The organism is Sphingomonas sp. CBMAI 2297 (assembly GCF_029870595.1).
Classification (GTDB): Bacteria; Pseudomonadota; Alphaproteobacteria; order Sphingomonadales; family Sphingomonadaceae; genus Sphingomonas.
Window position 1 is genome coordinate 347,533 of sequence record NZ_JAPDIR010000001.1, and the last position, 16,805, is coordinate 364,337.

Consider the following 16,805-nt stretch of genomic DNA (forward strand, 5'->3'; position numbering starts at 1 on the left):
CATGACCACGCATGTCGATCGCAAGCTCGAAGAGCTCGGCCTCGCCCTTCCCGAAGCCGCGGCGCCCGTCGCCGCCTATGTCCCGGTGGTGGAGGCGAACGGCCTGCTCCACGTCTCGGGCCAGATTCCCTTCAAGGACGGCGTGCTGATGACCGGGCGGCTGGGCGAGGATCGCGACCTGGCGTTCGGCACCGAGGCGGCGCAGCGCTGCGCGCTGATGCTGGTCGCGCAGATCAAGAAATATCTGGATGGCGACCTGTCGCGCGTCGAGCGGATCGTGAAGCTCGGCGTGTTCGTCAATTCCGCCGCCGACTTCACCGACCAGCCCAAGGTGGCCAATGGCGCCTCGGAGCTGATGCAGGCGCTGTTCGGCGATGCCGGTCGCCATGCCCGCAGCGCCGTGGGCGTGCCCGCCTTGCCGCTGGGCGTGGCGGTGGAAGTGGACGCGGTCGTCCAGATCCGCTGATCCCGCCTTTCCGGTCTCCGTTCGCGGCTCGCTCCCCACCGGGGAGCGGGCCGTTTTCGTTTGCCGGGGCCGGGCTGTTGCCACCCAGCAACAGTTTGTCACGATCCCGTGACGGAGCAGCAATTAATGTTGTGCGGTGCAGCGTGGTGCGGCAAGACAGCCGGGCTTCGCAAGCAGCGCAGGCCGATGAGCCTCCAGTCGACGCCGTACCGGAGCAGCAGGCGGGAACCCTTTTTTTTGAACAACGGGAAGGGTATTCCATGCGCTACACCATGATCAGCCTCGCCGCGCTCGCGGCCGTGGCCGGGGCCAGCCCCGCAATCGCCCAGGACCAGACCGATCCGCCGCCCGCCGTGACGATCAGCGGCAGCGTCGGCGTGGTCAGCGACTATAAGTTCCGCGGCATCTCGCAGACCGACGGCAATTTCGCCGTGCAGGGCGGCATCACCGTTGCCCATGCGTCGGGCTTCTATGTCTCGGTCTGGGGCTCGTCGATCGACGACTATGTCACCGTGCATGGCACCGCCCATCAGGAGCTCGACCTGATCGCCGGCTACAAGCATGCGTTCGACGGCGGCGTCACCGTCGATGTCGGGGCGCTCTATTATGTCTATCCGGGCACGCGCCCGGGTTTCACCGGCGACCGGAGTTCGTCGGACTTCCTCGAGCCCTATGCCTCGGTCAGCTACGCGATCGGGCCGGCCACCGCGAAGATCACCGGCAATTACGCGCCGAAGCAGAAGGCGCTGGCGCTCGACCAGGGCCAGAGCGGGCTGCTGCGGAAGCAGGACAATTTCTACCTGGCCGGCGATCTCTCGGTCGCGATCCCCCGGACGCCGATCGGCCTCACCGCCCATCTCGGCCACACCTGGGGGCCGAGCTGGCTGTCGGGGCCGACCAGCGAATATACCGACTGGTCGCTGGGGGCGACGGCGACCTGGAAGTCGCTGACCTTCGGCGTCTCCTATGTCGATACCGACACCAATTTCATCACGCCGAGCGGCAAGGACGCGGCCAAGGGCGGCATCCTCGGCTCGGTGAGCGTCGCCTTCTGATATCGGAGGGAGGGGGGAGCGGCGCGCCGCTCCCCGCCCCCCTCCCGGCCATGCGAAAGCGCCGGCCCGCATGGGGATGCGGGCCGGCGCTTTCTTCGTTCGGGATAGGGCGGGCGCCGCTTATTTCGGCGTGCTGGCCTTGGCGTCCTTGCCGTCGCCTTCCGGCGCCGCGACGATGTCGCGCGTGGTCGAGCCCTTGTCGATCACGGTCGTGGCCGGGCTGCCCGCGGTCGAGCGCGCGCTCTGGTCGGCGCCGGTGCTGCCCGACTGGTCCATGATCGCCTGCTCGCCGGGGCTGCGCGCGGCCGAGCCGCCGAACATCGCGTCGAGCGCCTGGTTGGCCGGATTGCCTTCCTGCGGACGCGGCGCGCCCGGCTGCGGCGGCACCAGCGAGAAATCGGGCGGGATCACCAGCGGCGCCTGGCGGGCCACGGCGAACTCGTCGGGACGCGAACGGTCATAGCCGCGCTTGCCGCAGGCGGAGAGCGATGCCGCGAGCGCAATGGCGCTCACGATGGTAACGGTCTTACGCATTGACTTCATTCTCCACAGCGGCCGGGCTGTCGCCTGCGGCCTTATCGCGCACTAGAAGGGCGCGGATCAACAGGATCAGCACGCCGATGGTAATCGCCGCATCGGCGACGTTGAAGACCAAAAACGGGCGCCACGCCCCGAAATGCAGGTCGGCGAAATCGACGACGAAGCCGAGGCGCGCGCGATCGAGGATGTTGCCCAGCGCCCCGCCCAGCACCATGCCGAGCGCGCAGATGTCCGGCAGCTTCTTCTCGCGGAACATCCACCAGACCACGCCCGCGGCGATCGCGCCGGTGAGCGCCACCAGCAGCCAGCGAGTCGCGTCGCTGTTCGCGGCGAACAGGCCGAGCGACACGCCGATATTGGCGACGAAGCGCAGGTCGAAGATCGGCAGCACTTCCTGGACATGGTTGAGCCCGTCGAGCCCCAGCTTCTGGCCGATCAGCGTCTGGACGAACTTGAGGTCGACGCCGAGCGCGCGCACGACGAGCAGCTTCGTCACCTGATCGATGACGAAAACCAGGGCCGCCACGGCGAAGCCGATTCCACGAGTCACGTTCATTCCACCACCCCGGCACAGCGGTCGCACAAGGCGCCGTCCTGCGCAACTTCCGGGAGATGCCGCCAGCACCGGCCGCATTTATGGCGCTGGGTGGGCATGACCGTGACCGTTTCGCCCTTCGTCACCGCCGAGACGATGAACAATTCGGCGAGATCCTCCGCCGAGGCCGGCAGATCGGGCACCGTCACCTCCGCCTCCAGGCTCGATCGCACCTGCTTCTCGCGGCGATAGGGCTCGATCGCCTCGGTCACCTGCTGGCGCAGCGCCCGGATCGCGTTCCAGTCGCTCTCCACCGCCGCGCCCCGGGGCAGCACCGGCCATTCGAGCAGATGGACCGATTCGTCCGCGCCCGGGAAGCGCGCCTGCCACACTTCCTCGGCCGTGAAGGCGAGGATCGGCGCGGCATAGCGGACCAGCGCGTGGAACAGCACGTCCAGCACGGTGCGATAGGCGCGGCGCTTGGCCGAGCCCTCGGCATCGCAATAGAGGCAGTCCTTGCGGATATCGAAGAAGAAGGCCGAGAGGTCCTCGTTCATGAAATCCGTGAGCGCGCGGCTGTAGCGGTTGAACTCGAACGCATCCGCCGCGCCGCGCAGCTCGGCATCCAGCTCGGCGAGCTTGGCCAGGATGTAGCGCTCCAGCTCGGGCATCTCGGCCACCGCGATCCGTTCGCCCTCGCCGAACCCGTCGAGCGCGCCGAGCAGGTAGCGGAAGGTGTTGCGGATCTTGCGATAGGCGTCGCCCGTGCCGGCCAGCACTTCCTTGCCGATGCGGACGTCCTCGAAATAATCGGTCTGCGCGACCCAGAGGCGCAGGATGTCCGCGCCGCTCTCGCCGATGATCTTGAGCGGATCGACGACATTGCCCAGGCTCTTGGACATCTTCTTGCCCTGGCCGTCGAGCGCGAAGCCGTGCGTCAGCACCGCGTCATAGGGCGCCCGGCCGCGCGTGCCCGAGGATTCGAGCAGCGACGACTGGAACCAGCCGCGATGCTGGTCCGAACCCTCGACATAGAGGTTGGCGCGGGTGCCGGCGCCGTAGCGCGCCTCGATCACGAAGCTGTGCGTCGAGCCCGAATCGAACCAGACGTCGAGAATGTCGGTGACCACCTCATAATGGGCGAGGTCGTAGCGCGGGCCGAGCAGCGCCTGGTGGTCCGCCTGGAACCAGGCATCGGCCCCGCCGGTCTCGAAGGCGTTCAGGATGCGGGCGTTGACCTCCGGATCGCGGAGATACGCGCCGGTCTGGCGATGGACATAGAGCGCGATCGGCACGCCCCAGGCGCGCTGGCGGCTGATCACCCAGTCCGGGCGGCCTTCCACCATCGCGCGGATGCGGTTGATCGCGCGCTCGGGCACCCAGCGGGTATTCTCGATCGCGTCGAGCGCGATGCCGCGCAGGGTGGCGCCGTTCGAGGCGGAGGCGTCGCGCGATTCCTCGTCCCAGCTCGTGTCGTGCGTGGCGGTGCTCCGCCGGTCCATCGGGATGAACCATTGCGGGGTGCAGCGGAAGATCACCTTGGCCTTGGAGCGCCAGCTATGCGGATAGCTGTGCGCGAAGTCGTCCGAAGCGGCGAGCAGCGCGCCCGCCTCGCGCAGGTCGGTGCAGATCGGGCCGTCCGATGCGACGAACTTCTTGTTGATCACCGAGCCCTGGCCGCCGAGCCACAGCCAGTCCGGCCGGTACATGCCCGCCGCGTCGACCGCGAACACCGGGTCGATGCCATGCGCCTTGCAGAGCAGGAAATCGTCCTCGCCGTGATCCGGCGCCATATGGACGAGGCCGGTGCCGGCATCGGTGGTGACGAAGTCGCCGGGCAGGAAGGGGCGGGGCTTGGCGAAGAAGCCGCCGAGACGGTGCATCGGGTGGCGGGCTACGGCGCCGTCGAGACTCGCGCCGTCGAAGTCGCCATCAGTCCGTAGCGAGACGGTGACGCCCAGGGATTTGGCAATGCGCCTCTCAAGCGTCTCGCGCAGGTTCGCTGCGACGATGTAGCGGCCGCGTTCCGCCCATGGTACGGAGCCCCAGACAGCCTCACGCTCACCGTCCGCGATCAGTCGATCCGCGACCAGCAGCTGGCAATCTAGATACTCAATCTCCGGCCCATAGGCGAGCGCCTGGTTCACCGGGATCGTCCAGGGCGTGGTCGTCCAGATCACCGCATGCGCGCCGACCAGTTCGGGCGCGTTCGGCGCCTCGACGATCTCGAACGCCACGTCGATCTGGGTCGAGACGATGTCGTCATATTCGACCTCGGCCTCGGCCAGCGCGGTCTTCTCCACGGGCGACCACATCACCGGCTTGGCGCCGCGATAGAGCTGGCCGCTCTCGGCGAACTTGAGCAGCTCGCCGGCGATGATCGCCTCGCTCTCATAGTTCATCGTGAGATACGGGTTGGCCCAGTCGCCCATCACGCCCAGCCGCTCGAACTGGCCGCGCTGCACGCCCACCCATTTCTCGGCATAGGCGCGGCATTCGGCGCGGAAGGCGACGGGATCGACTTCGTCCTTGTTCAGCTTCTTGGCGCGATAGGCTTCCTCGACCTTCCACTCGATCGGCAGGCCGTGACAGTCCCAGCCCGGGATGTACGGCGCGTCCTTGCCCATCAGGCTCTGCGAGCGGACGACGATGTCCTTCAGGACCTTGTTCATCGCATGGCCCATGTGAATGTCGCCATTCGCATAGGGCGGGCCGTCGTGCAGGATGAAGCGGGTGCGGCCGGCGCGCTGGGCGCGCAGCTTCTGGTAGAGGCCGATCTTCTCCCAATGCGCGAGGATGGCCGGCTCCTTCTGGGCCAGTCCGGCCTTCATGGGGAACTCGGTCTTCGGCAGGAAGACGGTTTCGCGATAGTCTTTTTGGTCACTCATGGGTGCGCGGGAATTAGAGGAAGCCGCGCGGCATGCAAAGCAGATGTTCTGATGCCGCGCCGGACGGGCGATTTCGGGAAGTCTCGCATGCGTGCGGGCGCGTCTTTTCCTATCGGGCGAGCAGCGCGCGCGCCCGGGCCGCGTCGGCGGCGATCTGCGCGGTGAGCGCCTCCAGCGAATCGAACTTCGCCTCGGGACGCAGATAGTCGACCAGCTGCACTTCGATCGTCTGGCCATAGAGGTCGCCGTCGAAATCGAAGAAATGCGGCTCGAGCAGCTCGACCGGCGGCTCGAAGGTCGGGCGGATGCCCAGGCTGGCGACGCCGCCCAGCACGCGCCCATCGGCCAGCCGGCCGCGCACGGCATAGATGCCGTAGGCGGGGCGCAGATAGTTGGCGAGGCTGAGATTGGCGGTGGGGAAACCGAGCGTGCGGCCGACCTGGTCGCCATGCTGGACCACGCCCTCGATCGCGAAGGGGCGGGTGAGCAGCCGCGCCGCCTCGGCCGGGCGGCCCTCGCGCAGATGCTCGCGGATGCGGCTCGACGAGACGATCTCGCCGTCGAGCCGGACCGGCGCCACCGTCTCGGCGGAGAAGCCCAGCTCGTCGCCCAGCGCGGCGAGCATCGCCACATCGCCCTCGCGGCCCTTGCCGAAGGTGAAGTCGCCGCCGGTCACCACGCCGCCCGCGCCGATGAACCCGACCAGCCGCTCCTCGGCGAAGCCGCGCGCGCTGAGCGCCGCCAGCGCGGCGTTGAACGGGAAGACCAGCATCGCGTCGACCCCGGCCTCGGCGAGTAGGCGCTGGCGCTGGTCCATGGTGGTGAGGCGGAACCAGGGGCTGTCGGGGCGGAAATAGCGCTGGGGATGGGGATCGAAGGTGCCGACCAGCGCCGGCCGCCCCTCGGCCCGGGCGCGCGCGACCGCGCGGCCGACCACGGCCTGATGCCCCAGGTGAAATCCGTCGAAATTGCCCAGCGCGACGATCGCCCCCCGATAGCGGGACGGCACCGCCGAGCCGCCGTCCAGCCGCTCCATCCGCGCGCCTATAGGGGGGGCGAGCGTGGCGATCAAATCCTCCCCCTGCGGGAGGGCCTTCACTGTCCCGCCACGATCCCCGCGCGGATCACGCGCAGCACGTTGCCGCCCATCACCTTGCGGATGTCGTCGGGCGAGAGCCCGGCATCGACCAGCGCGCCGGTGATCGCGATCAGCTGCGACGAATCCCAGCCGGTCGTCACCGCGCCGTCGAAATCCGAGCCGAGCCCGACATGGTCGATCCCCACCAGGTCGCGCACGTGCAGGATCGCGCGGACGACATTGGCCGGCTCGGTGCCGCACACCGCCGCGTCCCAATAGCCGATGCCGACGACGCCGCCGGTGCGCGCCACGCCCTGGATCTCCGCATCGGTCAGGTTGCGGTTCACCTTGCAGGTCGCCTGCACGCCGCCATGGCTGGAGACGACCGGGCGCTTGGCCATCGCCAGGATCTCGGCGACCGATTCGTGGCTCGAATGAGCGATGTCGACGATCATGCCGAGCTGCTCCATCCGCGCCACCACCTGGCGGCCGAGCGGGGTGAGCCCGCCCTTGTGGATGCCGTGCATCGATCCGGCGATGTCGTTGTCGAAGAAATGCGCGAGCCCGGCCATGCGGAAGCCCGCGGCGTGGAGCTTGTCGAGATTGGCGATCTGCCCCTCCAGGTCCTGCAGCCCCTCGATCGAGAGCATGCCGCCCACCACCTTCCGGCCCGCCGCGCGATCGGCGAGGAGGCGGTCGAGATCGGCCGGGCTATGGATCACGCGCAGCTTGCCGTTCGATCCCGCCGCCGCGCGATCGAGCTTGCGGGCATGGAAGAGCGAGCGCTCGAGCAGCGAGGTCCAGGTCTTGGGCGGCTGGAGCTGGGCGATGGTGAGCAGCGTGATATTGTCGGTGTCGCCCGAATTCGCGTCGTAATTCTGGTGCTTGGGCGTCTTGGTGACCGAGGAGAAGACCTGGAGCGCGACATTGCCCTCGATCAGCCGGGGCAAGTCGACCTGGCCGGTGTTCGAGCGCTCGAGCAGGCTGCGGCGCCACATCAGCGTATCGGCGTGCATGTCGGCGATCTGGAGCGAGGCGTGGAGCTGCTTCACCGCGTCGCTCGGTTTGGCGAGCTTGACCGGCACCACCTTGTTCATGCTGCCTTCGACGATGCCCGGCGCGAAGCCGAAAAAGCCGACCACGGCCAGCAGGAGCATGATCAGCACGCCCCAGAGGATCTTCTTCTTCATCCCACCCGCTCCAGCGTCACGAAGCTATAGGCAGGGCGCCCCGCTTCCTCGGTGAAATCCTCGCGCGCAACTTCGCGCCATTCAACCCCGAAAGCGGGGACGATCGCGTCGCCTGGCGGCGCGGCATGGATTTCGGTGAGCTCGATCCGGTCGGGCGCGAACTGCGCGAAGATCTCGGCGCCGCCGATCACCGCGACTTCGCCGGGACCGGCCAGCGCCAGCGCCTCTGCCGGCGAATGCGCCACCTCGGCGCCCTCGGCCCGCCAGCCGGCGTCGCGGGTCAGCACGATGTGGCGGCGGCCGGGCAGCGGGGCGGGGAAGCTCTCGAAGGTCTTGCGCCCCATGATCATCGGCTTGCCCATGGTCTGCGCCTTGAAGCGCCGGAGATCGGCCGGCAGGTGCCAGGGCAGCCGGCCGTCGACGCCGATCACGCCATTGTCGGCCCGGGCGAGATGGAAGGAGATCCGCTGCATCGGGCGACAGAAGCAGATGTGGTTCTGTATTGAAACCCGTCATGCCGAACGCGTTTCAGCATCCAAGGTGCCGCGAAGGATATCGTCTGTGGATAGTTGGACCCTGAAACAAGTTCAGGGTGACGGCCATGGATCATTCCGGCGCGTCGGTGCCCTTGCCGAACATGGTGCGCCACAGCTCGGCATAGCGCGGGTCGCGGATGCCGGCGCCGTGATAGGGATTGGGGCTGTTCGCGCCGAAGCCCGGCGGCAGGTCGAGCGTCAGCACATGCACCTGGGCCGCCGGCAGGCCGAGCGCGGCATAGGCCGCCCGGATCAGCGGCACCGTGTTCTCGCGGCTGTTATACGCGGCCTGCCAGCGCGCGACCGGCGTGGCGCTGGGCCCGGAGATCCAGGGCGCGGGCCGGCGCTGGCGGCCGCTGGTCTCCCAGGGGCTGGAGAAGAGCACGACGCGGCGGACCTTGTGGCGCTTGGCGATCCAGGCCGCCATGCCCGCGCCCTGCGACTGGCCGGAGAAGAGGATCGCGCCCCAGTTCAGGCTGTCGCCGTCGAGATACCGGCCCCAGCCGCGGCCGGGCTGTTCCCGCTCGAGCAGGCGGAGCAGCGCGACCAGGCGGGGCACGATGGCCTCGGCCCGGGGGTTGGACACCGCCCTGGACTTGCCGGTGCCGAAGACGCGCATCTCGCGAAAGTCGCTGGCGCAATCGGGATCGGGGTCGGTGGTGCAGACCTGCACCACGGCTGGATCATTGTCATAGCCGAGCGCGATCGCCCGGTAGCCGAGCCCGGCGACGAAGCGCATCAGACCGGCGTTATATGCGGGCTTGCCGTTGGTGCCGGGCAGGAACACCGCGAGCGGCGCATCGGCCGGCAGCCGGTCCCCGGCGAAGATGTAGCTGGGATCGTCGAACGCCTTGACCGCGGGGTCGGCCTTGGACGGCACGACCTGATAGCCGGCCTCCTGGTCCGCCGCCGGGGCCGCGGCCGCCAGCAGGGCGAGCGCGGCCAGCCGGATCATATCGCGACCGGCGCCTTGATGTGCGGCTGGGCGACGTAATCGTGGATCACGAAATCCTCATATTCATACGCGCTGATCGATGCGGGTTTCCGCAGGATTTCCAGCCGCGGAATCGGCCCAGGCGCGCGCGTGAGCTGCTCGCGCGCCTGGTCGAGATGGTTCGAATAGAGGTGGCAGTCGCCCCCGGTCCAGACGAAGTCGCCCACTTCCAGCCCCGCCTGCTGGGCGAGCAGGTGCGTGAGCAGCGCATAGCTGGCGATGTTGAACGGCACGCCCAGGAAGATGTCGGCCGAGCGCTGGTAGAGCTGGAGGCTCAGCCTGCCGTTCGCGACATGGCATTGGAACAGGCAGTGGCAGGGCGCCAGCGCCATGGCGTGGAGCTCGCCCGGGTTCCAGGCGGAGACGATCATCCGGCGCGAATGGGGATTGGTCTTCAGCGTCTCGATCAGCTCGGCGATCTGGTCGATATGGCGGCCGTCCGCCGCTTCCCAGTCGCGCCACTGCTTGCCATAGACCGGGCCCAGCTCGCCCGCTTCGTCGGCCCATTCGTCCCAGATGCTGACCTTGCGTTCCTGCAGCCACTTCACATTGGTGTCGCCGCGCAGGAACCAGAGCAGCTCGACGATGATCGAGCGCAGGTGCAGCTTCTTGGTGGTGAGCAGCGGAAAGCCCTGCGCCAGATCGAAGCGCATCTGGTGGCCGAACACGCTGCGCGTGCCGGTGCCGGTCCGGTCCATCTGCTCGGCGCCGTGCGCGAGCGCCCGTGCCATCAGGTCGAGATATTGCTGCATGGGCGCAGCCTAGCCCCGCGCCCCGGCGGCGCCAAGCGGGCGAGTTGCCTCCATTGTGGAGAAAAGCCGTCTCGGATGCCGGCCCCGCCCGTCCGGAACGGACCCGCTCGCGCTTCGGCCGGCGGATGGCGGATGGCAGCGCCGCGCGATGCTGTCCGGTGCCGAGAACCCGCCCCTGCGCCTTGCCGATGCCCAGGCCGCCGGCGCGCTGTTCGCGCCGCTCGCGCGCGAGACGGTGGAAGTGATGGCCTTCGCCTATCTCGACCGCCACCAGCAGGTGCTGGGCCTGCGCCATGTCCGCTCGGCGCATCGCGACCGGCTGGACCTGCCGATCCGCGACGTGGCGGCCGACGCGATCGCCTTCCATGCCTTTGCGGTGGTGATGGCGCACAACCATCCGAGCGGCGATCCCACCCCCAGCCAGGCCGATCGCGTGGCGACCGACCGGCTCGCCCGCGCGCTCGACACGCTGGGCGTGCGGCTGCTCGATCATCTGGTGGTCGCGGCGCGCGGTACCACCAGCTTCCGCAACCTAGGGCTCCTTTGATTCCCTGGACATGCTGGCCGGCGTCGCGGTCTTGCCGCTCTTGCACGCGCGGATCGCGCTCGGCTCGGGCCGCTCGCCCTGCGCCTGAAAGATCGCGATATAGCCGCCGGCCGAAGGCATCGGCCGGATCGAGGACAGGGTATAGCCCACCGCGGCGAACTCGCATTTGAGCAGCGCCGGCGGCGTGCCGTGATCCTGGGTCGGGCGATTGGCGTCGACCACCACGACCTGGCCGTCGGGCGCGAGCGCGGGGCGGAGCCGCCACAGAAACTCGTACGGGCTCTCGATCTCATGGTACATATGGACCATGAGGACGCGATCGAAGCTGTTCTCGGGCAGGCGCGGATCGGCGGGCAGGCCCAGGCGCACGCTGACATTGTCGAGCCGCTCGCGGATCACCCGGCCGGCGAGCTTCTGGATGGTGTCGGGCACGATGTCCTCGGCGACGACCCGGCCCTTCTTGCCGACGCGGGTGCCCAGGCGGACAGTGTAATAGCCTTCGCCCGCGCCGATATCGGCCACGGTCATGTCGCGCTTGATCCCGGCTAGGTCCATCACCTGCGCCGCTTCGTTCAGCCGGTCGCGCGCTTCCTCGGTCGACCAGCGCGGGGACAGGATGGTGGCGACCGGCCGGTCGGCGGCGGGGAAGCCGCTGTTGATCGCGGGGGCGCCCTCTTCCCGATTGTCGAGCGCCGGCCCGCCGCTGCATGCGGCCAGCGCCAATCCCAGGAGCAGGGCGAGGCCCGGTCTCAATCGACATCCTCCACTTCGACCGTCTCGCCGGTCACGCGCTGCGATAGCGCAGCCGCCATGAAGGCGTCGAGGTCCCCGTCGAGCACGTCGGATGGCGCGGTAGAGGTGACGCCGGTGCGCAGGTCCTTCACCAGCTGATAGGGCTGGAGGACATAGGAGCGGATCTGGTGGCCCCAGCCGATATCGGTCTTGGTGGCATTGGTCGCGTTCGCCGCCGCCTCGCGCTCGGCCAGCTCGCGCTCGTAGAGGCGGGCGCGCAGCTGGTTATAGGCCTCGGCCTTGTTCTTGTGCTGCGAGCGCTGGTTCTGGCACTGCACCACGATGCCGGTGGGGATGTGCGTGATGCGCACCGCCGAATCGGTGGTGTTGATGTGCTGGCCGCCCGCGCCCGAGGCGCGATAGGTGTCGATGCGCAGCTCGCTCTCGTTGATCTCGACTTCGATATTGTCGTCGATCACCGGATAGACCCACACGCTCGAGAAGCTGGTGTGGCGCCGCGCCGCGCTGTCATAGGGGCTGATGCGGACGAGGCGGTGCACGCCGCTCTCGGTCTTGGCATAGCCATAGGCGTTCTCGCCCTTGACCAGCAACGTGGCGGACTTGATGCCGGCCTGCTCGCCGGCATGGAAGTCGATCAGCTCGACCTTGAGGCCGTGCCGATCCGCCCAGCGCGTGTACATGCGCTGGAGCATGCCGGCCCAGTCGTTGCTCTCGGTGCCGCCGGCGCCCGAGTTGATCTCGATATAGGTATCATTGGCATCGGCCTCGCCCGAGAGCAGGGCCATCACCTTGTCCTTCTCGGCGCGCTCGGCCAGCGCGGCGAGGCTGGCGGTGCCTTCGCTCGCCATTTCCTCGTCGCCCTCGGCCTCGGCCATCTCGATCAGCTCGGCGGTGTCGTTGAGCTCGGTCTCGATCGCGCGGGTGGCGGAGATCGCCTCGTCCAGGCGGCGGCGCTCGCGCATCACGTCCTGGGCCTTTTTCGCGTCGTTCCAGAGAGTCGGGTCCTCGACGCGCGCGTTCAGCTCGTCGAGGCGGCGCAGCGCGCGATCCCAATCGAGGAAGCGGCGGAGCAGCGCGAGCGACTCCTTGATGTTGTCGACATGAGCCTGCGCTTCGGCGCGCATGGGTTTTACCTTTCGAACTAACTACTTCGTCATCCCCGCAAAGGCGGGGATCCAGGGTAACAAGCGGCGTCGCCTTTGGCTCTGAATCCCCGCCTTCACGGGAATGACGACCTATATGAGAACGCGCGCTAGTAGATTCCGCCCTCGCGTTGCAAGAAGTCGCTGTCGCCTTCCTGCTTCTTCGGCGCGGCCTTCTTCTCGACGGCCTTGGTTTCCTGGGTCTCGTCCTGCTCGCGCCGGCCGCGGCGCTGCTCGGTATCGGGCTTGAACGCTTCCCAGATCACGCCCGAGAGCGGGTCGCTCGACGGCCAGGCACCGGTCACCGGCTTGCCCGAGGCACGATCGATGCGGACCATGCGGATGCCCTGCGGCGCGGTGAAGGGGATCTTCTCCATGCCCTCGAAGGCGGGGATGGCGAATTCCTTGAAGATCGGTGCCGCGATCGAGCCGCCCTGGGCATAGCCGCCCAGGTTGGTCGGCGTGTCATAGCCGATATAGAGGCCGCCGATCATCTGCGGCGTGCCGCCGACGAACCACACGTCGGTGGGGCCCGAGGTGGTGCCGGTCTTGCCCATCATCGGCCGGTTCATGTCGCGCAGCACGGTGGCGGTGCCGCGCTGGACCACGCCCTCGGCGATATGGACCATCTGATAGGCGGAGAGCGCGTCGATCACCTGCTTGGCGCGATTGACCGGGCGCGGCATCGCGCCGCCCTTCCAGTCGGGCGCGTTGCAGCCTTCGCAGGGGCGCCAGTTCTCGGGCCACACCACCGCGCCCTTGCGGTTCTGGACGAAGTCGATCAGCGACGGGTTGAGCGCGCGGCCATGGTTCACCAGGATCGAATAGGCGTTGACCATGCGCAGCACGGTGGTCTCGCCCGCGCCCAGCGCATAGCTGAGATAGGGCGGGAATTTCTGCCGCGACACGCCGATGCGCTGCATCAGGTCGACGACATGGTCCATGCCGGTCTGGTTGGCGATCTGCACCGTCATCAGGTTGCGCGACTGCTCGATGCCCCAGCGCAGCGTCTTGGGCCCGGCGCCACGGGCATTGCCGAAGTTGCGGAAGCATTTCTGGCCGAGATTGGCGCCCTGCCAGACGCAGAACGGGCCGTCGACCACGATCGAGGTCGGCGTCATGCCCTGCTCCAGCGCGGCGGCATAGACGATCGGCTTGATCGTCGAGCCCGGCTGGCGCTGCGCCTGGGTGGCGCGGTTGAACGCCTGGATGCGCGAATCGAAGCCGCCCTGCATGGCGAGGATGCGGCCGGTGCGCGGATCCTCGACCACCATGCCGCCCGAGACCTTGGGGACCGAGCGGAGCGACCATTGGCCGCCCGCCTCGGGCGCCACCGCGACGATGTCGCCGGGCTTGAAGGCGTCGAACGCCTGGCCGCCCTGGCCGCGCACCGGCATGGTCGCGCCCCATTTGGGCAAGGTGCCGGTGGTGCCGTCGTCGAAGCCGATCTGCCAGCCATCGCCCGCCCGCTCGATCAGCACGCCGGCGCGCCAATCCTCGTAATCCAGGCCGATATTGGTGTTGAGGAACGACTGGAGCCAGTTGTCGGCATCCGCGTGTCCAATGGGCCCGGACCAGCCGCGGCCGCGATCATAGCGCAGCAGGCCGTCGCGCAGCGCCTTTTGCGCATATTGCTGCAGCCTGGGGTCGAGCGAGGTGCGCACCCACAGGCCGCCCGAATAGACGCTGTACGGCCCGCTCGCATCCGTCTCGCCGAACTTGTCGAGCAGCTGGCGGCGCACTTCCTCGGTGAAATAGCCGCCGACCCGCTCGAACTTGGGGGTCTGGCGCGGCACGGTGCCGAGCGGCGCCGCGACCGCGGCGTCATGCTGGGCCTGGTCGATGAAGCCGTTGCCGAGCATCTGGCCGAGCACCCAGTTGCGGCGATCGAGCGCGCGCTGGGTATGGCGTTCGGGGTCGTAGTTGGACGGGCCCTTGGGCAGGATCGCCAGATAGGCCATCTGCGGCAAGGTGAGCTTGTCGAGCTCCTTGCCGAAATAGGCCTGGCTCGCCGCCTCGACTCCGCCGGCGTTGCGCCCCAGCTCGATCGAGTTGAGGTACAGCTCCATGATCTGCTGCTTGGTGAGCGTGTCCTCCATGCGCCAGGCAAGGATGCCCTCCTTGGCCTTGCGCAGATAGCTCGTCTCGTTGCCGACCAGCAGGTTCTTCGCGACCTGTTGCGTGATCGTGGAGGTGCCGCGCGGCGTGGAGCCGCTGATCAGCCCCTGAAAGGCGGCGCGGGCGAGGCCCGGGAAATCGACGCCGTGATGCTCGAAGAAGGTCTTGTCCTCGGCGGACATATACGCCTCGACGAGGAGCTTGGGATATTCGGCGAAGCTCAGCTGCACGCGGCGCTCGCGCGCATAGCTGTGGATCGGCAGCCCCTCGACCGAGCGGACGTTCGTCGGGAGCGGCGGCTCGTAGTTCTTCAGCGTGTCGACCGAGGGCAGGTTGCGCGCGATGAACAGCCAGACGAGGAACACGAACAGGCCGGCGAGCAGCGCCAGCACCGCCAGGACCCGGAACCACCAGCGGTGGCGCACGCGGCCGAACAGCCCCTTGAAGCCCCCGATCTCGCGCTTGATGCGCATCTTTACGCTGGAAGTGGTCGAACCGTCGGACATGCGGCTCGCGGTTTAGCAGGATTGGGAGCGGAAGGAAGCAGGGAGTCTGGTGGCCGGCATCGCGCCTTCCTCCGTCACGCCCGCGAGTTCCCCGTCATCCCCGCGAAGGCGGAGGTCCGGAGTCACGCAGGACATCGCTGCATCGCCCTGGAACCCCGCCTGCGCGGGGATGGCGACCAGGGTGAATCGCACCGAAACCCTTTTATATCGCCTTCGGAACCACTTGCCCGCGCACCCTCTATAATGAACCCCGAGGGGAGGAAGAAGAAGGGGATGTGATCAACGGGAGGCCAATGTCCGCGACGCCATGCGGGTCGCGAAATGGATCTCCACGGCCTTGCGCACGCTCTGTGCCACTTTCCTGCGCCCTTCGTCCGAGGCGAGGAAGGCGGCATCGCCCGCGTTCGAGATATAGCCCGTCTCGAACAGCACCGAGGGCATGTCCGGCGCCTTGAGCACCATGAGCGAGGCCATGCGGTGATAATTGGCCTTGATCGGGATCAGCGGCTGGGCCTCGCGGCCGAGCAGCCGGGCGAAGCCGGCCGAGGCGTTCATCGTCTCGCGCTGGGTGAGGTCGATGAGGATCGAGGAGATGTCCGGATTCTGCGTGCCGAGATCGACGCCGGCGATGATGTCGGCCTTGTTCTCGCGTGCCGCCAGCCGCGCCGCTTCCTTGTCGGAGGCGACTTCGGAGAGCGTGTAGACGGTCGCGCCCGACGCCTCGGCATTGCCGGCGCTGTCGCAGTGCACCGAGATGAACAGGTCTGCGCCCAGCTTGCGCGCCAGGCCGTAGCGCTCCTGGAGCACCAGGAAGCGATCGTCCTCGCGGGTGAGCGCCACGCGCACCCGGCCCGAGGCGATCAGCGCGTCCCTGATCGCCAGCGCGGTCTTGAGCGTGAGGTCCTTTTCGCGCAGGCCGAAAGCGCCGATCGCGCCGGGATCGTGCCCGCCATGGCCGGCATCGACCACCACCAGCGGGCGATCGGCCGCGCCATAGACATGGGGCAATGCCACCGGCGGCGCGCGCCGGGGCAGGGCGATCGTCTCGCTGTAGCTGCTGTGCCCGGCAGGCTGCACATAGGAGAAGGGCGGCAGGAAGCGCATCCGGCGCTCGGCCGCGGCGCGGGCGAACTGCGCGTCGTCCACGGTGCGCAACTGCAGCGTGAGCGTGCGCCCGTCGCGCCCGAAGCTGCCTTCGGTCACGATCGCCGGCCGCGCGAGGTCGAGCACGATCCGCGCGCCCTCGGGCCCTTGCGAGCCCTGGCGGATGCTCGCCACCGGCCCGTCGGCATAGGCGCGATTGCCCGGCTCGGCGCCCCTGGCGTCGAGAACGATACGTTGCGGTCCCGCGAGCATGAAGGCGCTCGCCTGCGAGACGGGCTCGTCGAACCTGACGATCACCCGATCACCCTTGACTCGCACTTCCTGCACGACGCCCGCCCAGCTGGGAACTCCGGTCAACCAGCCGGAGAGCAAGGCGAGCAGGAACAGCACCCTGACGCTATGCCGCGCCCGGGCTCCGGGGGTCCAGCCCAAAACCATGATGAGATACTCTGACTACGCGTCTGCCCTGACCAGTCCGGACTAGGCGGCGCGCCTCAAATCGCCGTGAAACGATGCGGTTAATTTATGATTCGGCATATTTTTGCCGGCAGTGGCGGCAAGGGCTTGCCGGTTGGCGCCAAGGTTGCCGCGCCGCCGCGGT

The 16,805-nt window shown here is 68.2% G+C and carries 15 protein-coding genes; 3 read left to right on the forward strand and 12 right to left on the reverse strand.

The window, feature by feature from the left end:
• The first annotated feature begins 1 nt into the window (after position 1).
• A complete protein-coding gene (locus tag OMP43_RS01815) occupies positions 2-466 on the forward strand; it encodes a RidA family protein (protein WP_167300487.1) in 465 nt (154 codons plus the stop codon).
• 260 nt (positions 467-726) lie between these two features.
• Positions 727-1,521, forward strand: a complete 795-nt coding sequence (locus OMP43_RS01820; protein WP_280277830.1) for a TorF family putative porin — start codon at positions 727-729, stop codon at positions 1,519-1,521.
• 120 nt (positions 1,522-1,641) lie between these two features.
• On the opposite strand, the gene OMP43_RS01825 is transcribed toward OMP43_RS01820, so the two are convergent.
• The 8 genes from OMP43_RS01825 to OMP43_RS01860 all read right to left on the reverse strand — a co-directional run bounded on the left by OMP43_RS01825 (position 1,642) and on the right by OMP43_RS01860 (position 10,034).
• Positions 1,642-2,055 carry a DUF3035 domain-containing protein gene (locus tag OMP43_RS01825; protein ID WP_280277832.1) on the reverse strand — a complete coding sequence of 138 codons (414 nt, stop codon included), beginning with the start codon at positions 2,053-2,055 and terminating at the stop codon, positions 1,642-1,644.
• On the reverse strand, positions 2,048-2,611 hold the full coding sequence (lspA, locus tag OMP43_RS01830) for a signal peptidase II (RefSeq protein ID WP_280277833.1): 564 nt from the start codon (positions 2,609-2,611) through the stop codon (positions 2,048-2,050). The genes OMP43_RS01825 and lspA overlap by 8 nt, the downstream gene beginning before the upstream one ends.
• Positions 2,612-2,613: 2 nt before the next feature.
• A complete protein-coding gene (gene ileS, locus OMP43_RS01835) occupies positions 2,614-5,484 on the reverse strand; it encodes an isoleucine--tRNA ligase (RefSeq protein WP_280277834.1) in 2,871 nt (956 codons plus the stop codon).
• Positions 5,485-5,593: 109 nt separating this feature from the next.
• Positions 5,594-6,520, reverse strand: a complete 927-nt coding sequence (locus tag OMP43_RS01840; protein WP_280277836.1) for a bifunctional riboflavin kinase/FAD synthetase — start codon at positions 6,518-6,520, stop codon at positions 5,594-5,596.
• A gap of 59 nt (positions 6,521-6,579) precedes the next feature.
• Positions 6,580-7,752 carry a dipeptidase gene (locus tag OMP43_RS01845; RefSeq protein ID WP_280277838.1) on the reverse strand — a complete coding sequence of 391 codons (1,173 nt, stop codon included), beginning with the start codon at positions 7,750-7,752 and terminating at the stop codon, positions 6,580-6,582.
• Positions 7,749-8,225 (reverse strand): dihydrofolate reductase, encoded by a 477-nt coding sequence (locus tag OMP43_RS01850; RefSeq protein WP_280277840.1) that lies wholly within the window; start codon positions 8,223-8,225, stop codon positions 7,749-7,751. Before OMP43_RS01850 ends, OMP43_RS01845 begins: the two co-directional genes overlap by 4 nt.
• Positions 8,226-8,358: 133 nt before the next feature.
• On the reverse strand, positions 8,359-9,243 hold the full coding sequence (locus OMP43_RS01855) for a hypothetical protein (RefSeq protein WP_280277841.1): 885 nt from the start codon (positions 9,241-9,243) through the stop codon (positions 8,359-8,361).
• Positions 9,240-10,034, reverse strand: a complete 795-nt coding sequence (locus OMP43_RS01860; RefSeq protein WP_280277842.1) for a thymidylate synthase — start codon at positions 10,032-10,034, stop codon at positions 9,240-9,242. The genes OMP43_RS01855 and OMP43_RS01860 overlap by 4 nt, the downstream gene beginning before the upstream one ends.
• Before the next feature lie 148 nt (positions 10,035-10,182).
• Between OMP43_RS01860 and OMP43_RS01865 the strand changes: the two genes are divergently transcribed.
• Positions 10,183-10,581: a JAB domain-containing protein gene (locus OMP43_RS01865; RefSeq protein ID WP_280277843.1), complete on the forward strand. Its 399-nt coding sequence runs from the start codon at positions 10,183-10,185 to the stop codon at positions 10,579-10,581.
• On the opposite strand, the gene OMP43_RS01870 is transcribed toward OMP43_RS01865, so the two are convergent.
• The 4 genes from OMP43_RS01870 to OMP43_RS01885 form a co-directional block, all read right to left on the reverse strand.
• Positions 10,567-11,334 carry a class I SAM-dependent methyltransferase gene (locus OMP43_RS01870; protein WP_280277844.1) on the reverse strand — a complete coding sequence of 256 codons (768 nt, stop codon included), beginning with the start codon at positions 11,332-11,334 and terminating at the stop codon, positions 10,567-10,569. The two genes, OMP43_RS01865 and OMP43_RS01870, sit on opposite strands and share 15 nt — an antisense overlap.
• On the reverse strand, positions 11,331-12,458 hold the full coding sequence (gene prfB, locus OMP43_RS01875; protein WP_280277846.1) for a peptide chain release factor 2: 1,128 nt from the start codon (positions 12,456-12,458) through the stop codon (positions 11,331-11,333). The genes OMP43_RS01870 and prfB overlap by 4 nt, the downstream gene beginning before the upstream one ends.
• 128 nt (positions 12,459-12,586) lie before the next feature.
• Positions 12,587-15,100, reverse strand: a complete 2,514-nt coding sequence (locus tag OMP43_RS01880; RefSeq protein WP_280277847.1) for a transglycosylase domain-containing protein — start codon at positions 15,098-15,100, stop codon at positions 12,587-12,589.
• A 279-nt stretch (positions 15,101-15,379) separates the two neighbouring features.
• Positions 15,380-16,642, reverse strand: coding sequence for an N-acetylmuramoyl-L-alanine amidase (locus tag OMP43_RS01885; protein ID WP_280277849.1), 1,263 nt, complete (start codon positions 16,640-16,642; stop codon positions 15,380-15,382).
• Between the last annotated feature and the right edge of the window lie 163 nt (positions 16,643-16,805).